At 67.2% G+C, this 15,647-nt stretch carries 13 protein-coding genes; 8 read left to right on the top strand and 5 right to left on the bottom strand.

Annotation, left to right across the window (positions count from 1 at the left end; genetic code table 11):
• Nucleotides 1-39 precede the first annotated feature (39 nt).
• The 7 genes from AC4EEO_RS17160 (at nucleotide 40) to AC4EEO_RS17130 (ending at nucleotide 9,037) form a co-directional block, all read left to right on the top strand.
• Nucleotides 40-1,368 carry an MFS transporter gene (locus AC4EEO_RS17160; protein WP_109863672.1) on the top strand — a complete coding sequence of 443 codons (1,329 nt, stop codon included), beginning with the start codon at nucleotides 40-42 and terminating at the stop codon, nucleotides 1,366-1,368.
• Nucleotides 1,369-1,375: 7 nt separating this feature from the next.
• Nucleotides 1,376-2,935, top strand: a complete 1,560-nt coding sequence (locus tag AC4EEO_RS17155) for an acyl-CoA synthetase (protein WP_491339349.1) — start codon at nucleotides 1,376-1,378, stop codon at nucleotides 2,933-2,935.
• A 92-nt stretch (nucleotides 2,936-3,027) separates the two neighbouring features.
• Nucleotides 3,028-4,041: a bile acid:sodium symporter family protein gene (locus AC4EEO_RS17150; protein WP_491339348.1), complete on the top strand. Its 1,014-nt coding sequence runs from the start codon at nucleotides 3,028-3,030 to the stop codon at nucleotides 4,039-4,041.
• 119 nt (nucleotides 4,042-4,160) lie between these two features.
• The gene (locus AC4EEO_RS17145; RefSeq protein ID WP_491339347.1) at nucleotides 4,161-5,150 is read left to right on the top strand and encodes an alpha/beta hydrolase fold domain-containing protein; all 990 of its coding nucleotides are present in this window, start codon (nucleotides 4,161-4,163) and stop codon (nucleotides 5,148-5,150) included.
• A 59-nt stretch (nucleotides 5,151-5,209) separates the two neighbouring features.
• Nucleotides 5,210-6,091: a fumarylacetoacetate hydrolase family protein gene (locus tag AC4EEO_RS17140; RefSeq protein WP_491329161.1), complete on the top strand. Its 882-nt coding sequence runs from the start codon at nucleotides 5,210-5,212 to the stop codon at nucleotides 6,089-6,091.
• Nucleotides 6,091-7,824 (top strand): FAD-dependent monooxygenase, encoded by a 1,734-nt coding sequence (locus AC4EEO_RS17135; RefSeq protein ID WP_491329162.1) that lies wholly within the window; start codon nucleotides 6,091-6,093, stop codon nucleotides 7,822-7,824. Before AC4EEO_RS17140 ends, AC4EEO_RS17135 begins: the two co-directional genes overlap by 1 nt.
• A complete protein-coding gene (locus tag AC4EEO_RS17130; protein WP_491329163.1) occupies nucleotides 7,802-9,037 on the top strand; it encodes a DUF3500 domain-containing protein in 1,236 nt (411 codons plus the stop codon). The genes AC4EEO_RS17135 and AC4EEO_RS17130 overlap by 23 nt, the downstream gene beginning before the upstream one ends.
• Nucleotides 9,038-9,090: 53 nt before the next feature.
• Here AC4EEO_RS17130 and AC4EEO_RS17125 read toward each other — a convergent pair whose 3' ends face one another.
• From AC4EEO_RS17125 to AC4EEO_RS17105, 5 genes are all read right to left on the bottom strand, one after another.
• Entirely contained in the window at nucleotides 9,091-10,161 is a 1,071-nt protein-coding gene (locus tag AC4EEO_RS17125) for a quercetin 2,3-dioxygenase (protein ID WP_491339346.1), read from the bottom strand.
• A 125-nt stretch (nucleotides 10,162-10,286) separates the two neighbouring features.
• On the bottom strand, nucleotides 10,287-10,586 hold the full coding sequence (locus AC4EEO_RS17120; RefSeq protein WP_018763281.1) for a DUF4193 domain-containing protein: 300 nt from the start codon (nucleotides 10,584-10,586) through the stop codon (nucleotides 10,287-10,289).
• 123 nt (nucleotides 10,587-10,709) lie between these two features.
• A complete protein-coding gene (locus AC4EEO_RS17115) occupies nucleotides 10,710-11,570 on the bottom strand; it encodes an SDR family NAD(P)-dependent oxidoreductase (RefSeq protein ID WP_491329165.1) in 861 nt (286 codons plus the stop codon).
• 253 nt (nucleotides 11,571-11,823) lie between these two features.
• On the bottom strand, nucleotides 11,824-13,203 hold the full coding sequence (locus tag AC4EEO_RS17110; protein ID WP_133831227.1) for an MFS transporter: 1,380 nt from the start codon (nucleotides 13,201-13,203) through the stop codon (nucleotides 11,824-11,826).
• A 322-nt stretch (nucleotides 13,204-13,525) separates the two neighbouring features.
• Complete coding sequence (locus AC4EEO_RS17105) at nucleotides 13,526-14,020, bottom strand: hypothetical protein (protein WP_491339345.1); 495 nt, start codon at nucleotides 14,018-14,020, stop codon at nucleotides 13,526-13,528.
• A gap of 401 nt (nucleotides 14,021-14,421) precedes the next feature.
• On the opposite strand from AC4EEO_RS17105, the gene AC4EEO_RS17100 reads away from it, so the two are divergent.
• Nucleotides 14,422-15,630 (top strand): aspartate transaminase, encoded by a 1,209-nt coding sequence (locus AC4EEO_RS17100; RefSeq protein WP_491339344.1) that lies wholly within the window; start codon nucleotides 14,422-14,424, stop codon nucleotides 15,628-15,630.
• Nucleotides 15,631-15,647 lie beyond the last annotated feature (17 nt).

The raw sequence follows: 15,647 nt of genomic DNA, 5'->3' as shown, positions 1-15,647 counted from the left end.
CCCCAAAAACCCCACATTCCTCCGTCTTTAGGAACAGCCATGTCCGGACACACCACGCTCGCACCCGCGGGCACGGCCGCCAAGCGCAAGGAAGCGCGCACGGTCATCCTGTCCAGCTATTTGGGCAGCACCATCGAGTTCTACGACTTCCTGTTGTACGCCACGGCCGCAGCGGTGGCCTTCCCCAAGGTCTTCTTCGCCGGCACGGACGAATGGGTGGGCGTGGTGGCGGCCTACGCCACCTTCGCCGCCGGGTACGTGGCCAGGCCGCTGGGCGGCGTCATCTTCGGCCACTTCGGTGACAAGGTGGGCCGCAAGGGGATGCTGATCATCTCGATGGCCATGATGGGCATCGCCTCCACCCTCATCGGCCTGATCCCGGGCGCCGGCGTCATCGGGCCGTGGGGCGCCGTGATCCTGGTGCTCCTGCGGGTCTGCCAGGGCATCGCCGTCGGCGGTGAATGGGGCGGCGCCGCGCTCATGGCACTGGAGCACGCGGACCCGAAACGGCGCGGCTTCGCGGCGTCGTTCGTCAACGCCGGCGCGCCTACCGGCGCCGTGCTGGGCACCCTGGTGATGGGTGCCTTCTCAGCCCTTCCGCAGGACGCTTTCCTTGCCTGGGGCTGGCGGGTGCCGTTCCTGCTGTCCTTTGTGCTCCTGATCGTGGGCATGTTCGTCCGCCTCCGGGTCTCGGAAAGCCCCATTTTCGCCGAAGCGGTGGCCCAGGAGGAGGCCCAGGCCGGCACCAAGCGCAAGATCCCGCTCCTTGAGGTGCTGCGCCGGCCCAAAGCGCTGATCATGATCATGTTCGCCGGCGCCGCCGGGTTCGGCCTGCAGGTGGTGCTGCCCACCTTCTCGGTCACCTATGCCGTCTCCAAGGGCGCACCCCAGCAAGGTGTGCTGTACGCGTTCGCCGGGGCCTCGGCCATCTCCATCGTCTTCGTCCTCCTGGGCGGCCGCCTGTCAGACCGGTTCGGCCGCCGGCCCGTGATGATCGCCGGCCTGGCCCTGTTCATCGCCTACCTGTTCCCGATGTTCGGCATGCTGGGCTCCGGCAATGTCGGCTTGGTCTTCGTGGCATTTACCGTGGCGCTGGTCCTGCACTCATCCCTGTACGGGCCGCTGGCAGCGTTCGTGTCCGAACAGTTCGGCACCACGTCCCGCTACACCGGTGCCGCGGTGGGGTACCAGCTGGCCACCCTCATCGGCGCAGGGTTCACCCCGGGCATCATCGCCGGTCTCTATAAGGATTCCGGCCAGAGCATCGTTCCGGTGGTGGTGTTCCTGTCCGTCATGGCCCTCGTATCGATTGTCTTCATCGCCCTGACGCGGGAATCTAAGAACAACGACCTCACCACGGTCCGTTAGGAGAACCATGGACAACAACGGAGTTGGATCCTGGCTGCAGCGCCGCCGGCACAAATCAGGTTCCAAGGCAGCCCTCATTTCCGGAACCAGCACCCTTGGCTACGAGGAACTGGCCGAGCGGGCCGACCGCCTGGCCAACGCACTCCGGGGCCGCGGAGTGGTCAAGGGGGACCGGGTGGCGTACCTGGGCGAGAACCACCCGTCCTTCGTGGAGACCTTCTTCGCCTGCGGCCTGCTGGGCGCCATCTTCGTCCCGCTCAACACCCGGCTGGCTCCGCCTGAACTTCAGTTCCAGCTGGAGGATTCCGGGGCCCGGCTCCTGGTCAACGCGGCCGCCCTGGAACCGTCCGCGTCCGCCGCGGCGGAGGGGACAGGGGTCACCCATCGCCTGGTGATGGCGGCCGACGGCGGGACGGAACCTTCCGCCGGCACCTCACCCGCCGCCGTCGTTCCCTGTGAGGTGGCACCCTACGAAGAGGCGCTGCAGGCGGGGGCGCCGGACCACCCCGACGTGCCGGTGGGGCACGATGACGGGGCAATGATCCTCTATACCTCGGGGACCACCGGGAAACCCAAGGGTGCGCTCCTGACCCACGGGAACATCACGTGGAACTGCATCAACACCATCGTGGACATGGACCTGAACCGCAACGACGTGGCACTGATGATCTCACCGTTGTTCCATGTGGCATCGCTGGACATGGGCCTGCTGCCGATGCTCCTGAAGGGCGCCACCGTGGTGCTGGAGGCCAAGTTCGATCCCGCCAGGGTCCTGGAACTGGTCGAGCAGCACAAGGTGACCACCCTCAACGGGGTGCCCACCACGTTCCAGCTGCTCTGCGAGCACCCGGGCTGGGAAGGGGCGGACCTCAGCTCCCTGGACAAGATCACGTGCGGCGGCTCCGCCATTCCCCGCCGGGTCCTGGATGCGTACGAGGACCGCGGCATCGGGTTCACCAGCTGCTACGGCATGACCGAAACAGCGCCGGGAGTCACCATGCTCCCCGTGGCGCGGTCACGGGAGAAGGCCGGTTCGGCGGGCCTTCCGCACTTCTTCACGGACGTCCGGATCGCCGATCCCATGGGCGGCGCCGTGGCTCCCGGGGAGGTGGGGGAGATCCAGATCTCCGGGCCCAACGTGATCAAGGAGTACTGGAACCGGCCAGAGGCCACCGCCGCCAGCTACGCGGACGGGGCCTGGTTCCGCTCCGGTGACATGGGCTACCGGGACGGGGAAGGCTTCCTGTTTGTCTCCGACCGGCTCAAGGACATGATCATCTCCGGCGGGGAGAACATCTACCCGGCCGAGGTGGAGGCTGTCATCGCCGAGCACAGCGCCGTAGGGAGCGTGGCCGTTATCGGCGTCCCGGACGAGAAATGGGGCGAGGTGCCGCAGGCGATCGTGACCCTGCGCGAGGGCGAATCCCTGACGGCGGACGAGCTGCGGAGCTTCCTCGACGGCCGGCTGGCCCGGTACAAGATCCCCAAGTCCCTGGTGGTGGTGGCCGAGATGCCCCGCACAGCCAGCGGGAAGATCCGCAAGATGGAGCTCCGCAAACAGCTCTGACGTGGACGTCCTGGCGCGGCAGGGCCCCGCCGTTGTTACCCTTCCCGGTCATCAATTGGCGGAGCCGTGCCAGCCGGTGTCACCATGATTGGATGCTTGAGGCAACTAAACCCCAGAATTCCCCGGACGGGGCACCCGCCAACCCTGCGCTGGAAGCGGAGAGCCGGATCGCCCGCATCGCGGTGACGGTATTCCCGCTCCTGGTGGTGGCCGCAGGCATCGCCGGCTTCCTGCTCCCCGGAGTCTTCAAGCCCATGGGACAGGGCGTGCCCTACCTGCTGGGCATCATCATGTTCTGCATGGGCCTGACCCTGACCCCGCCGGATTTCGCGGCGGTGGCCAAGCGGCCGTGGGCGGTGGCCCTCGGAATCGTGGCGCACTACGTCATCATGCCCGGTGCCGGCTGGCTCATCGCCGGAGCCCTCAACCTCAGCCCTGAACTCGCCGTCGGTGTCATCCTGGTGGGCTGCGCACCCTCCGGAACCGCTTCCAACGTGATGGCGTTCCTGGCCAAGGGCGACGTGGCCCTCTCGGTCGCCGTCGCCTCCGTTTCAACCCTGATCGCCCCGATCGTCACGCCGCTGCTGGTCCTGTTCCTGGCCGGCTCCTACCTGCAGATCGACGCCGCCGGCATGGTGCTGGACATCGTCAAGACGGTGCTCCTGCCCGTGGTCGCCGGACTGCTGGCCCGGCTGTTCCTCAAGAAGCTCGTCGCGAAGGTGCTGCCCGCGCTGCCCTGGGCCTCCGCCGTCGTGATCTCCCTCATCGTGGCCATCGTGATGGCCGGCAGCGCCAACAAGATCCTCGACGCCGGTGCCATCGTGTTCCTTGCCGTGGTGCTCCACAATGGTTTCGGCCTGGGCCTGGGCTACCTGGCCGGCAAGCTGGGCCGCCTGGACGACAAGGCCCGCCGTGCCCTGGCGTTCGAAGTGGGGATGCAGAACTCCGGCCTTGCATCGACGCTGGCCATCGCGCACTTCACCCCGCTCGCTGCACTCCCGTCCGCCGTTTTCTCCCTGTGGCACAACATCTCCGGCGCCATCGTTGCGGCGTGGCTGGCCAGGCGTCCGCTGAAGGAAGAGCCACCGGCGCAGGAAGCGCGCTGACCGAACCGTCCGGGTCATCCCCGGGCTCCTGCCAGTCACCGTGCGGTCCTCAGCGAACCAGTTTCATTCAGTGAAACCACCCGCGCATCCGGACCCGCCCATGCCCCACAGTTGAGTCCATGAACGCGGACCACACCTTGGTCCGGCGCCCGGCAACGCCGGGACAGAGGCAACAGGACAGAAACGGCGCGGCACACATGGAGTCAACGATGACGGCACTGCGGATCCTCCGGGGGATCGAGTTCGGCCGGCCACAGAACGCGGACCCGCTGCTGCTGGACCTTTACCTTCCGGAGGCGGCGCCCCCGGGAGGCGGGTGCAGCCGCCAGGCCGGCCTGCCCGCCGTGGTCCATTTCCACGGCGGCGGCTGGCGGACGGGGGAGCGGTCCTCCCTGGGACCTGGCGTGGACGGCTTCCGCCTCAGCCCTATTGAGCAGCTCGCGGCCGCCGGCTTCGTGGTGGCCTCGGCCGACTACCGCCTGACGGACACCGCCACCTTCCCGGCGCAGCTGCTGGACGCCAAAGCAGCCGTCCGCTGGCTCCGGGCCCACGCTGCCGGGTATGGGGTGGACCCGGACCGGATCTACGCCTGGGGTGACTCCGCCGGCGGCCACCTGGCCAGCCTCCTCGGCCTGACGTCAGGAAGCGCGGAATTTGTGGACCCGGCCCGTAGCCCCGACGCTGACGGGGACAGCCAGGTGGCCGGCGTCGTGGCCTGGTACCCGCCCACTGACCTTGCGACCATGGGGTCCCAGGCCCGGCCGGACGCCGTCGCCACCGCCGATGACCCCGGCTCCCGCGAGGCCCTCCTGCTCGGGGCGCAGCCGGCGGAGGCCCCCGCGAAAGCCGCGGCAGCGAGCCCCCTCACCTACGTACACCCGGCCGCGCCGCCGTTCCTGCTGATCCATGGCACGGCCGACCGCTTCGTCCCCGTGGAACAGTCCACCACCTTCGCCGCCGCGCTGGAAGCCGCCGGAAACGTCGTCGACCTCCTCCTGCTGGAGGACGCGGACCACATGTGGCAGCTCCCGGACCGCAGCACCACGGCCGCGGAACAGGCCACCGCCGCCACCATCGAGTTCTTCCGCCGCCAGGCGGACCTGCACTGATTTCCCAACCCTTGCCCGGTGTGTACGCGCACTCCGGGAACCGGACCTGAAAGGCCTCCATGCAGTTCATCGGCACCACCCACCACGGCGAACCTTGGGCAGCCGCCCTCGCCGGTTCCCGGCTCCTCCCGCTCGTACCCGTCCCCGGATTCTGGGCCGACGCCGAGGGCTGGCAGGACAAGGCCGCGGGCCTGGTTGCCGGCGCGGCAGGCAGTGAAGCGTCCGACGCCGGCGCCTGGCTGGAGCGCGCCAGCGTCACCGAGGTGCCGCTGGTCCCGGCCTCGGCCCGGGTTATCTGCGTCGGGCTGAACTACAAGGCACACGTTGCCGAAGGCAGCTTCAAGGACCAGGAACTGCCCCCGTACCCCACCCTGTTCGCCCGCTGGACGGCGTCCCTGTCGGTGGGCAACGTCCCGGTCCCCGTCCCCGCCGGTGAAGACGGGCTGGACTGGGAGGGCGAAGTGGCCGCCTACATCGGCCGCCGGGTCGAGTCAGTGGACGAATCCGCCGCCGGCGACGCCGTCTTTGGCTACTCCACGTTCAACGACATCACCTCCCGCAGGGCCCAGAAGCTCACCTCGCAGTGGACCCTGGGCAAGAACGGCGATTTCAGCGGGCCGCTGGGTCCCCTGGTCAGCCGCGATGAGGTGGGGGACCTCCGCGAAGGCCTGCAGGTCCGCACCCGCGTCAACGGCATCGAGGCCCAGAACGGCAACACCCGGGACATGATCTTCTCCGTCCCCGCCATCATTGCCCTCATCAGCCAGACGTTCACGCTGCACCCCGGCGACGTCATCGCCACCGGCACCCCCGACGGCGTTGGCTATGCCCGCACCCCGCAGTGGCTCCTCCAGCCCGGCGACACCGTGGAAGTGGAGATCGAGAAGCTTGGCACACTGACCACACCGGTGGGGGACCTTTCCCTGCGGAGCCGTGCCTGATGACCGCATCCCATCACGCTGCAGACCTTCCGGCGGAGGTGCAGGTCCTCATCGCCGGCGGCGGCCCCAGCGGGCTCTTCCTGGCATTGGACCTCGCCTCCCGCGGCATCGCCAGCACCGTCATCGAACCCCGCACCGCCGTGGACCACACCAGGCCGCGGGCCAAGACCACCAACGCCCGCACCATGACCCACCTGCGTCGGCTTGGGCTCGCGGACCTGCTTCGGGACGCGGCGCCGCTGCCGGTGGACCACGGGCAGGACGTGATCTTCTGCACCGGGCTCACCGGCTCCGCCGCCCACGAACTGCGCCGGTTCCGCAACGCCTTCCAACTGGTCCCCGGCCGGTACGGCCCGCAACCCGAGTGCGGCCAGCAGGTGCCGCAGCCGGTCCTTGAGGAAGTCCTCCGCAACGCCGCAACGGACAACCCCCTGGTCACCTTCGTCACCGGGTGGTCTGTCACCGATGCCGGCCCCGCCGGCGGCGATGCCACCGGGCCGCACGCCGTCGTCGTCACCGATGCGGTGGGCACCTCCCGCACGCTGTGGGCACAATACCTGATCGGAGCCGACGGCGGGTCCTCCACCGTCCGCCGCAGCCTGGGGCTGCGGCTGGAAGGCGGCTCCGCGGCCTTGTCCAACGTCAGCATCCTGTTCCGCTCGCAGTCCCTGGCATCCGCCATCGCACTGGACCCGGCCGTCCAGTACTGGGTGGTGGGGTCCGAAACCTCCGGCATGGTGGGGCCCATGGACCTGGAAGGCACCTGGTGGGCGATCGTCCAGGGCGTGGATCCCGCCGTCAACGTCACCACGGAAGATGCCGCCGCGATGGTCCGCTCCCTCGTGGGCGCGGAGGTGGACATTGACGTGGTGGCCACCGACCCGTGGACCGCCCGGATGCTGCTGGCCCCGGAGTACAGCCACGGCAGCATCTTCCTGGTGGGCGACGCCGCACACCTGAACCCACCGTGGGGCGGCCACGGCTTCAACACCTGCATCGGCGACGCCGCCAACCTGGCCTGGAAGCTCGCCGCCGCCATCAACGGATGGGCCGGCCCCGGACTCCTGCCCAGCTATGGGGAGGAGCGCCGACCGGTGGCCGCCCGCACCATCCGGGACGCCGCCGAAAACGGCAAGGCCCTGGCGTACCACTTCGCGGACACCCACCTCGCGGCCCCAGGGGCACGGGGCGACGCGGCGCGGCGGGCCGCCAATGCGGCACTGGCCATAAAGCAGAGCGAGTTCGACTCACTGGGCCTGGTGCTCGGCTATTCGTACGCGGACTCAACCCTGGTGGTGCCGGACGCCCTGCCAGCCCCCGCCGAGGACCCCATCCACTACCTTCCCTCAGCCACCCCCGGCGCCCTGCTGCCGCACGCCTGGCTGGCGGACGGCACCTCCCTGTACAGCCACTTGGGAATCGGCTTCACGCTGCTGGCCGACGCCGGCGCGCTGGCCGGGGTGCCGGCGGCGGAAGCCTTCCAGCCGGTGCTGGCGGCGGCTGCCCGCACCGGCTGCCCGGTGACCATCGCCGTCGTCGGACCAGCCGACGACGGCACGCACCTTTCGCAGGTATGGGGTGCCGGCACCCTGCTGGTCCGCCCGGACCAGCACGTGGCGTGGCGGGGCAATTCCGCCGCGGCCGCAGGCGCCGCCTTGTCCGTGGCGGCCGGCTGGTCGCCCACTTCCCTCGAGACCACCAGGAGCATCCGTGCAGACGCCGTCCTTCCGTGACTACCTGTTCTCCCCGGACCACCCGCGCGTCGCTGGGATCCGCGGACTGGACGCCCGCGCGTACGCGGAAGCCGCCAAGACCGATTCGTTCGCCGGGCCCATGATCGAAGGGTGGCAGCAACTCTACCCGCAGCCCTTCACCGGGATCACCAGCGACGGCGTCCGGCGGGAAGGCCTGTACCCGCTCGCACCGGCGCGGCCCGGCGAAGAAGCGCCCACCGCGCAGATGGTGGCGGCAGCCCGCAAGCTCCTGGGCACCCTGGACGCTGACCGGGCCCGGAAGCTCAGCCACGCCGTGGACGCCCCCGAATGGCAGAGCTGGGCCAACCCGGAGTTCATGCAGCACGACACCGGCCTCCGGCTCGATGAACTGGAACCCGCGGTGCGCGACGCCGTGCTTGGCGTGGTGGAAGCCAGCCTGAGCGCCGAAGGGTTCGAACTGGTGCGGAACCTGATGCGCATCAACGGCTTCCTGGGCGACCTGGTGGAGCTACCGCTGCTGATGAACGAGTTCAGCTACAACTTCGCCCTCTACGGCGGGCCGTCAGAAACCGAACCGTGGGGGTGGCAGCTCTTTGGCCACCATGCGGCGCTGAACTGCCTGGTAGCAGGCACCCAGCTGGTCATCTCGCCGGTGTTCATGGGCGCCGAGCCGGACATGATCGACGCCGGCCCGCACCGGGGCGTCAAAGTATTCAAGGACCGCATCGCCCTGGCCCGGGAACTGATGGGCGCCCTGCCCGCCGAGCTGCGCTCCCGCGCCGTTGTCTACGGGGCAATGGTGGACCCTGCCATGCCGGAAGGCCGCCTTCACCCCGGGGACGAACGGCACCTGGGCGGCTGTTTCCAGGACAACCGGGTGATCCCGTACGAGGGCATCCGGGCTGCTGATATGCCCTCCGGGGCGCGCGCCTTGCTGGACGCGGTGGTGGATGATTTCATCGCGTACCTCCCGGAAGGCCCGCGCGCAGCCCGTCGCCGCGAAATCCGCGAGCACTACGGCGAAACGTACTTCAGCTGGATCGGCGGCTGGGAAGGCGGGGAGGCCTTCTACTTCCGCCTGCAAAGCCCTGTGGTGGTGCTGGAACTGGACCACCACACCGGCGTGTTCCTCAGCAACGACGAACCTGCCCCGTTCCACATGCACACCGTGGTCCGCACGCCCAACGGCAACGACTACGGCCGGGAACTCGTCAGGCAAACCACCCGGTAACACAGGGAAGGCCCGGATTTCCTCTCGGAAGTCCGGGCCTTCTGTGGTGCGGCTTAGGGGATGTCCAGGGCTGCGCGGCGCTGGGGCGGCGGCCCCACCACCGTCAGGTCCATTTCGGCTTGGGCGCGGCCGAAACCCTCCATGTCCATGTAGGGTTCGCCGCCCTCGGTGTACATGTAGTCCTCGGTGGGCTGGTTGAAGTACTCGAAGAACCCGTTGAAGACCGAGGGCGTCAGGAACCCCACCATCTGGGTGTTGTGGGCGTCGAGGGCGAACGAGTGGACGGTGCCCGCGGGGGCGTGCACAAAGTCACCCTTGGTCAGCAGCATCTCGCGGCCGTTGGCGTAGAGCCACATCCGGCCTTCGGTGCAGAGGAAGTTCTCCGTGTGCTGTGAGTGGAAGTGCAGCGGAATGTAGGGGGATTTGGCGCCCTTGGTGTGCACGGCGAAGTAGTTCGAGCCGGTGTTGGCGGGCCGGGACAGGTAGGTGAACATCGTCTGGTAGCTGGCCAGCCGCTCACCCTCGCCGGCGCTAAGGAAGTAGGGGCTCTGCGTGGGCGGCAGGCCGGCGTCGTGCTTGAACGACGGCGCCACGCGCTCGATGTCGGGGAAGGTGATGCCGAATTCGGCGCCCACCTCGGCCTGCTCCTGCAGGCTGGCCTTGTGTCCGGGCCTGGCCGGCGGGACGTGTGAATCGATGGGCGTTCCCACCCGCTCGTAGTACTTTTCGCCGCCGCCGGGCGTCATCCAGCTCAGGAACCGGGTGTAGTGGCTCGCCATCCGGTAGGCGTGCGGGGTGTTCGGCGGGATGACCACCGAGTCGCCCGGCGTGAGGATCCTGCTCTCGCCGGGCAGCCAGACGTGCAGGATCCCGTCGAAGACGTAGAGGGTCTTGTGTTCGATGCTGTGGCTGACAAAGGGGGATTCGGCCCCCATTCCGCCGGAAACGTAGGCTGCGCTGAAGATCCCTCCGGTATCGGCGGCGCGGGCGATGACTGTCACCAGCTGGCCGTTGATCTCGTAGCGTGCGCCCTCGCCGGACGCCATGTAGTACGGGACTGCCTCGCCGGGCAGCGTGTTGGCCACCGGGAGCTGCTTGTTCATTTCCTCAACGCTGAGGGACATGGTTTCCTTCTTTCCAGTCGGCCGGCCCTTGCCGGAGCGTGACCTACATCATCACTGCCGCACGCTCCGTCCACGAGGCCGGATTCCAATGGTTGGAATCCGAACCTGGCCGGCCCGCCTGCCGGCTATCCCTCACATTCCTTGCAGTACTTCTTGCCGTCCTTCTCCCGGGCCAGCTGGCTTCGGTGGTGGACCAGGAAGCAGGACATGCAGGTGAACTCATCGGCCTGCACCGGGACCACCTGGATAAGGAGTTCCTCGTTGGAAAGATCCGCGCCGGGCAGCTCGAAGCTGTCCGCGAGGTCCGTCTCGTCCATGTCGGGACTGGCCTCCCGGCGGCCGGACTTATCGGACTTCAGCTCCTCCAAAGCGACGTTCGGCTCTTCCTCGGGAGTAACCCGCGGAGCGTCGTAGTCAACTGACATGTGGTGTTTTCTCCTGTCGAGCTTCAATTGTCCAGATTGTTCTGGACAGATCGACAACGCAGGGGCGCGTCAACAAATTCCCTGCCCGCTACGTTGGCCCGTCCGTTGCCGTCCGGGCGCCGTTCACGCGAAATCCGTACCGGCCAGGCGCACGCACGCCTCCCACAACCGCCGCCTGGCTTCCGGGTCCGATCCCATGCCCGGGGTGGGAAGCTGTTTCCGCTTCGCCCACAACTTTCCGGTCACGGCTGCAGCCTCGGGCGAGGTTGCCAGCCACAGCGGTGTGTCCGCGGCCCGTTCCGCCGATTTGCCCAGCGTGTTGGTCAGCCGGCGCAACGGACCGCCCACGTCCTGCAGCAGCCCCGTATTCCGCACCAGTCCCGGGTGCACCGCATTGGCCACCACGCCCGTGCCGCGCAGCCGTTCGGCGAACTCCTGCGTCAGCAGGATCCGGGCCAGCATGGTGGGTGGCGTGGAACGGAGGAAACTGTATTTGCCCGTGGCGGTCTGCAGGTCATCGAACGGGAGCCTGACGTTGCCGTATTTGGAGGCGATATTGATGATGCGTGACGGCAGGGCGGCTGTGGCACCCTTCTTGAGGGCATCCAGGAGGAGTCCGGTCACCAGGAAATAGGACATCACGTTCGTGGCAAAGGTGAGCTCCAGCCCTTCCGCGGTTTCCTGGCGTTCCTTCCGGAATACGCCGGCGGTGTTCACCAGGACGTCCACCCGGCCGTGACGGGATTTCAGCTCGGCCATGGCCTCACGGATGGACGATTGCAGCGACAGGTCACAGGCCAGGGGCTCCAGCTCCGCGGCCGGGACGCGCGTCCGGATATCCGCCATGGCCGCCAGGGCGCGGGCCTGGCTGCGGGCCACCACCACGACGGCGGCCCCGTCGCGGGCAAGGCCGGCAGCAACCGCCCGTCCAATACCGCCGGCCGCCCCGGTCACTACCGCAATCCGCCCGTCCAACCGTGCCATCGCCATCGCCTCCACATCGCCAGCACTATCCCAGCACTTATTGGGGCGGCGGGCCAGGGTCTTCCGGACTGGAACCAGGGTACGCGGGTATTTGTGGTGCGGCGGCCCTGGCAACAGGAAGACCCCTTAGTGGTTGGCTGTCGGTGCCGTCACTAAGAGGTCTTCACTTGCTCACAACGGAATCAACGTTGTGGGACGTACAGCGAGTCCGTGATCATCTCAAGGGAGATATCCCGTCATCCTGCTTTTCGGTCTAACCGGCGAGGCCGCGGGCAGCTGAGGTTGGGGACATGGCCGCGGCCGTGAGGACGGACGTTTCCCGTTCGCTCTGCTGCACCTCGTCGAGCTCCTTGAGGGTGTACTTTTTGGTCTCCTTGGCGGTGAGGGCTGAGGCTCCTGCCAGGACCATGAACCCGAGCGCCACCATGGACGGTCCGACCCAATCCTTCAGGTCGGGGCCAGCGAGTGCTGTCGAGAGAACGGGGCCGATGACGCCCGAGATGGCAAAGCCGACCTGGGTCCCAAGGGCGAGTCCGGAGACGCGCAGCCGGCCGGGGAACATCTCTGCGAAGAATGACGGCCAGGACGCGTTCACCATCGAGTAGAAAAGGGAGTAGTTGATGATGCCAAACAGGAAGATCAGCGACCAGTTGCCGGTCGTGATTGACCACAGATAGGGCGCCATCGTGACGCCCACGCCGCCCGTTGCGATGAGGAACATCGTCTTGCGGCCGATCTTGTCCACAAGGAATCCAGCCAGGGGTGTGATGCCGAGCGCGATCACGGCCGAGACGGTAGTCGTCAGGAGCATGGTCGGCTTATCCAGCTTGTATCCGGCGGTACCGAATGCCACCGAGAAGGTTTGCATCATGTAACTGGTGCCCGCGATGAGGGCACAGAACACGATCCGCAGCACAGCACGCCAGTGGAAGCGCAGAAGATGCCGGAGGGGAGCCGCGTTCACCTTGGCGGCCTGGGCCTTTACGAACTCCGGCGGCTCCTCGATGTGGCGGCGGATCAGGTAGGCAGCGACGACGACGAGGGCGGAGGCCCAGAACGGCAGCCGCCAACCCCAGCTCAGCAACTGCTCCGAGGGCATGGCGGCGATCGGGATGAACACCAGCAGGGTGAGCAGCGTGCCGGAGGAGGAACCCAAGGTGGTGAAGCTCGCGAGGAACCCGCGCCGGCCTTCGGAAGCATGCTCCAGGCTCATGGTGATGGCACTGGGCTGCTCACCGGAAAGGCACAGTCCCTGGATGACGCGGATCAGCACGAGCAAGATCGGAGCAAGAGGACCGATTTGGGCGTACGTGGGCAGGCACCCGATCAGGAAGGTGCAGCCGCCGATGCCGAACAGTGTGATCATCATGACGAACTTGCGGCCGCGACGATCGCCCAGCGGTCCCAGGATGAGGGCGCCGAGGGGGCGTACCGCGTAGCCGACCGCGAAGGTGATCATGGCGAGCAGCACGCTGAGGCCCTGGGGAAGATCGGGTGAAAAGAAGAGCACGTTCAAAACCAACGCCGACGAGGTGCCATACACCGCGAAGTCGTAGTACTCCAACGTCGTGCCGATCCAGGCCGCGATTGCGGCCTTGACCGGGGTCTTCCTGGGAAGTGTGGTTTCTGTCATTTCGTCTCCGTGGGTGATGGGTGAACACCGGTTGCCGCTAAACCTGGGCTCTCGGAAAGAGATCTTGAATGGAATGTCCTGTTGGTCCTGCTGTGAGCTCTCTCGCAAATCGTGTTGACGGCTTTGCGGACCGGCCTCAAACATCAAGTTAACGTTTGCGGTATGGGTCACACAAAGTCGGCTTTTATGTACCTACATAGCGATTCGTTATGGCTTGGAGTCGACGAGCCGGAGACCTTGGACAATACGGAAGCCCGCCGTGGAATGGGGATGGGAGAGCGGAAGGCCCGCCGGGCCGCCGGCCGGGGATCAGGCGGGACGATTACTGCGGCTGGGCCACACGCAAGCCGACGCCCCTGGTCATTTTGCGGATTTCGTCGGACTTGAGCCCGCTTGCCCCGGCAAGTTGGTAGTCGTCGAGGAGCCGGGATTTTCTGGCCAAAGCCAGTACCCGCGTTCGTTCGTCTTCCGCTTCACTCCGGGCGCCCTCGGCTGCCGCCAGCTCCGACGCCAATCCCGCAATGAGATGAAGATGCCCGCTTCGGGTTTGGCCGGACGGGTACAGTTCGCCGCGTGCCAGGGCGGCAGACCGGATACTGGCTGCAGGCTGTCCGGCGGCCTTCGCTACCGCGGCAACCTTCACGCCATCGCACACGGCCTGGGCAAGGCAATCACCCAACTCGGCGGTGAGGGCACGTACCCTGCTGGACCGAAAGGCGAGGGTCGTCCTCAGCTGGGCCAGCACGGCCAAGGCTTGTTGGGCTCGGGCCGTGGCGGGGTCCGGCTTCGGGACGCCGCGGTACCGGTACGCTGCCACGCCGGTCGCACCCGTTCCGGTGCCGGCTGTACGCGGAGGTATCCGATCGTGAGTTTTTCTGCCGGGCACCTCTGCTCCTTGTCTCCGTTTGAGTTTGCATGCCGCGCGGCCTCCCGCCGGCAGGCGTACCTCTCCTGCGGTTCGGCCCATCGCATTGAAGGCGTCGCGGGAGGGAGCGACGCGTTGCGTTCGTTGGGCCCGTGATCCACCCTGCAGGCTACGCCCCAGGCAAGCCGGCAGGGCAATACCGAAAGTGCGTGGAGCAATAGGCGAAAGTTCTAAGTGCTCCGTCATAAGGGCTGCTTATCTGTCCACGCACTTTAGGTCTTATCCAAGGGGGCGGCTCCTTCCCTAGGCTCAAATGAACCACCCCCATCCGTACCGGAAGCCTGGAAGACACCATGCCTGAATTCGTGCCCGCATCACGCGTAACCCGTATCAAATCCTCACCCAGCGTTGCCGCGGCGGCCCGTGTCCGGGAGCTCAAGGCCGAGGGCCGCCGGATCCTGGACCTGACGGTCGGCGAGCCGGATTTCGACACGCCGCAGCACATCAAGGACGCTGCCGTCGCGGCCATCGACCGTGGTGAAACCAAGTACACATCGGTCACCGGGACGCCCGAACTGCAAAAGGCCATCCTGCAGACGCTGCACCGCAAAACCGGGCAGCACTACACCGCCGGCGAAATCACCATCGGGGGAGGCGGCAAGCAGGTCATCTTCACCGCGTTCATGGCCACCCTCAATCCGGGCGACGAGGTCGTCATTCCCGCGCCGTACTGGGTCTCCTACCCGGACATGGTGCTCGCCAACGAAGGCACCCCCGTCATCGTTTCCTGTGGTGAGGACTCCGGTTTCAAACTAACCCCTGAGACGCTGGCAGGCGCACTGACGGAGCACACCAAGTGGGTCATCCTCAACACGCCATCCAACCCCACAGGAGCCGTCTACTCCCGCGAAGAACTGGAAGGCCTCGCCGCGGTCCTCAAGGACCACCCTGGCGTCTATGTCCTCACCGATGAGATCTACGACGAGATCCACTTCGGCGAAGAGCCCATAACCAGTCTCGTGGCTGTTGCCCCTGAGCTTAAGGACCGTGTGCTGGTCACCAACGGGGTCTCCAAGGCCTACGCGATGACCGGATGGCGGCTGGGTTACGCCGGCGGACCGGCGCCCCTGGTGGCTGCCATCAACAAGCTGCAGTCCCAGATGTCCTCCTGCCCGTCCTCCATCAGCCAGGCGGCTGCCGCCGCGGCACTCACCGGAGACCACGCATTCGTCCGCGAAAGCGTGGAAGTGTACGGCGAACGGCGTGATGCGGCAGTCTCCGGGCTGAACGCGGTCAACGGCCTGCAGTGCGCGACGCCGGAAGGCGCCTTTTACGCGTACGTCAACTGCGCCGGGGTCATCGGCAAGACGACGCCCGATGGCAGGCAGATCAGCAACGACGAGGACTTCACGCTGTACCTGCTGGAAGCGGCGTCAGTTGCCGTCATCCAGGGATCGGCGTACGGACTAAGCCCCTACTTCCGGATTTCCTATGCCACCGGGCTGCCGGTGATCGACGATGCCATCGCTGCCATCGAAAAGGCCGTCAGGGCGCTGGCCTGACCCAACCACTACTCTGC

The organism is Pseudarthrobacter sp. MOO13 (genome assembly GCF_058267655.1).
This window is presented reverse-complemented; position numbering and strand designations above follow the sequence as displayed.